At 65.2% G+C, this 2,232-nt stretch carries 2 protein-coding genes; both read left to right on the forward strand.

Annotated features, from left to right (window positions below):
• The first annotated feature begins 98 nt into the window (after positions 1–98).
• The gene (istA, locus tag JK358_RS38690; RefSeq protein ID WP_201958855.1) at positions 99–1,340 is read left to right on the forward strand and encodes an IS21 family transposase; all 1,242 of its coding nucleotides are present in this window, start codon (positions 99–101) and stop codon (positions 1,338–1,340) included.
• Complete coding sequence (istB, locus tag JK358_RS38695; protein ID WP_201958857.1) at positions 1,340–2,158, forward strand: IS21-like element helper ATPase IstB; 819 nt, start codon at positions 1,340–1,342, stop codon at positions 2,156–2,158. The genes istA and istB overlap by 1 nt, the downstream gene beginning before the upstream one ends.
• Positions 2,159–2,232: the final 74 nt, after the last annotated feature.

A 2,232-nucleotide genomic window follows, 5' to 3' on the forward strand; every position in this document is an offset into this window, starting at 1 on the left:
TGTCGGCAGCACGTGAAAAATGACCACCGCGCGGCACCTCAAAATGGACCACCTGGTCGGTGACCCTGGCTCTATCCGAGCCAGGGAGGACCGAAGGGATGCTTGCTGTGGAGGATTGGGCTGAGATTCGTCGTTTGCGCCGGTCGGAGGGCATGCCGATCCAGGCGATCGCCCGGTTGATGGGCGTATCCCGCAACACCGTGAAGCGGGCCCTGGCCTCGGACGGGCCGCCGAAGTATCAGCGCCCGCTCAAGGGGTCGATCGTGGACGCGGTTGAGCCGCGGATCCGCGAGTTGCTGCGGGCGTATCCGGCGATGCCAGCGACGGTGATCGCCGAGCGGATCGGTTGGACTCGTTCGATCCGGGTGCTTTCGGAGCGGGTCGCGGAGCTGCGACCGGCGTATTTGCCGCCGGATCCGGCGTCGCGGACCGTGTATGTTGCTGGCGAGATCGCGCAGTGCGATTTCTGGTTCCCGCCGATCGATCTGCCGGTCGGGTTCGGGCAGGTCCGCGGTCCGAAGCAGCTGCCGGTGCTGACGATGGTGCTGGGGTATTCGCGGTGGCTGATGGCGATGTTGATCCCGTCGCGGCATGCGGAAGATCTGTTCGCCGGTTGGTGGGTGCATATTCATGGGTTGGGTTCGGTGCCAAGGGTTTTGGTTTGGGACGGAGAAGGAGCGATCGGCCGCTGGCGTGGTGGACGCAGCGAACTGACCGCCGAATGCCAAGCATTCCGGGGAACCCTGGGAACCAAAGTGATCGTCTGCAAACCCGCTGATCCGGAAGCCAAGGGCATGATCGAACGGGCCCACGACTATCTCGAGCGGTCATTCCTGCCGGGTCGATCATTCAGCGGCCCAACCGATTTCAATACCCAACTGGGTGAATGGCTGGAGTTGGTGAATGCGCGACCGCGCCGCGCGCTGGGTTGCGCGCCGACCGATCGGATCACCGCGGATCGCCAGGCGATGCTGGGGTTGCCGCCGGTCGCGCCGCAGACCGGGTGGCGGCGCTCAGCGCGCCTGCCGCGTGATCACTATATTCGCTTGGACTCCAACGATTATTCGGTGCATCCGGCGGTGATCGGGCGTCGGATCGAGATCGTCGCGGACCTGAACCGGGTCCGGGTGTTCTGCGGCGGCCGGGTCGTGGCCGACCACGAGCGGATCTGGGCCTGGCATCAAACTCTGTCCGACCCCGATCACGTCGAAGCAGCGAAAACGTTGCGGCGCGGCAGGATCGGCGTTCTGCGCCCGGCTCCAGAGCCGCAGGTCGAGCAACGCTGTCTGACCGACTACGACACCGCGCTCGGCATCGACATCGAAGGTGGGGTGGCCTGATGCCCGGCCGGACCAGAACCGCCACCGCGAAAACCTCCACCACGACAAGGGATTTCACCGCCGAACTGACCTTCCTGACGCGGGCGTTGAAGGCGCCGTCGCTGCGGGAGGCCGCGCAGCGGCTGCCCGAACGCGCTCGCGCCGAGAACTGGACGCACGAGGAATTTCTCGTCGCCTGCCTGCAACGAGAGGTCTCCGCTCGCGAGTCCCACGGTGGTGAGGGACGCATCCGCTCGGCCCGCTTTCCCTATCGGAAATCGTTGGAGGAGTTCGACTTCGGTCATGCTCGCGGACTGAAACGGGACGTGATAGCGCATTTGGGCACTCTCGATTTCGTCACCGCGAAGGAGAACGTGGTGTTCCTGGGGCCGCCCGGAACCGGCAAGACCCACCTGGCGATCGGGTTGGCGATCCGAGCATGTCAGGCCGGGCATCGGGTCGCGTTCGCCACCGCCGCCGAATGGGTTTCACGCCTGGCCGAGGCCCACCACGCGGGAAGGTTGCAGGCCGAGCTGATCAAGCTCGGCCGCTACCCGCTTCTCGTGGTCGACGAAGTGGGTTACATCCCGTTCGAGAACGAGGCCGCCAACCTGTTCTTCCAGCTCGTCTCGTCCCGCTACGAACGCGCCTCGTTGATCGTGACATCCAACAAGGTCTTCGGCCGCTGGGGCGAGGTCTTCGGCGACGACGTGGTCGCCGCCGCCATGATCGACCGACTCGTCCACCACGCCGAGGTCATCGCCCTCAAAGGCGACAGCTACCGGCTCAAGGACCGCGACCTCGGCCGCGTCCCCGCCGCCGGCCCAACTGAAGATTGAAACCATCAACCCGACCGACCAGGTGGTCCAGATTGACTTGCCGTCAAATGGTCCGGATTAGCGTGCCGTTGACA

Source organism: Nocardia acididurans (genome assembly GCF_016741815.1).
In the GTDB taxonomy this organism is placed as follows: domain Bacteria; phylum Actinomycetota; class Actinomycetes; order Mycobacteriales; family Mycobacteriaceae; genus Nocardia; species Nocardia acididurans.

Coding starts and splice junctions, on each gene's coding strand:
- istA (WP_201958855.1), top strand. CDS start 99: ATGCTTGCTGTGGAGGATTGGGCTGAGATTCGTCGTTTGCGCCGGTCG.
- istB (WP_201958857.1), top strand. CDS start 1,340: ATGCCCGGCCGGACCAGAACCGCCACCGCGAAAACCTCCACCACGACA.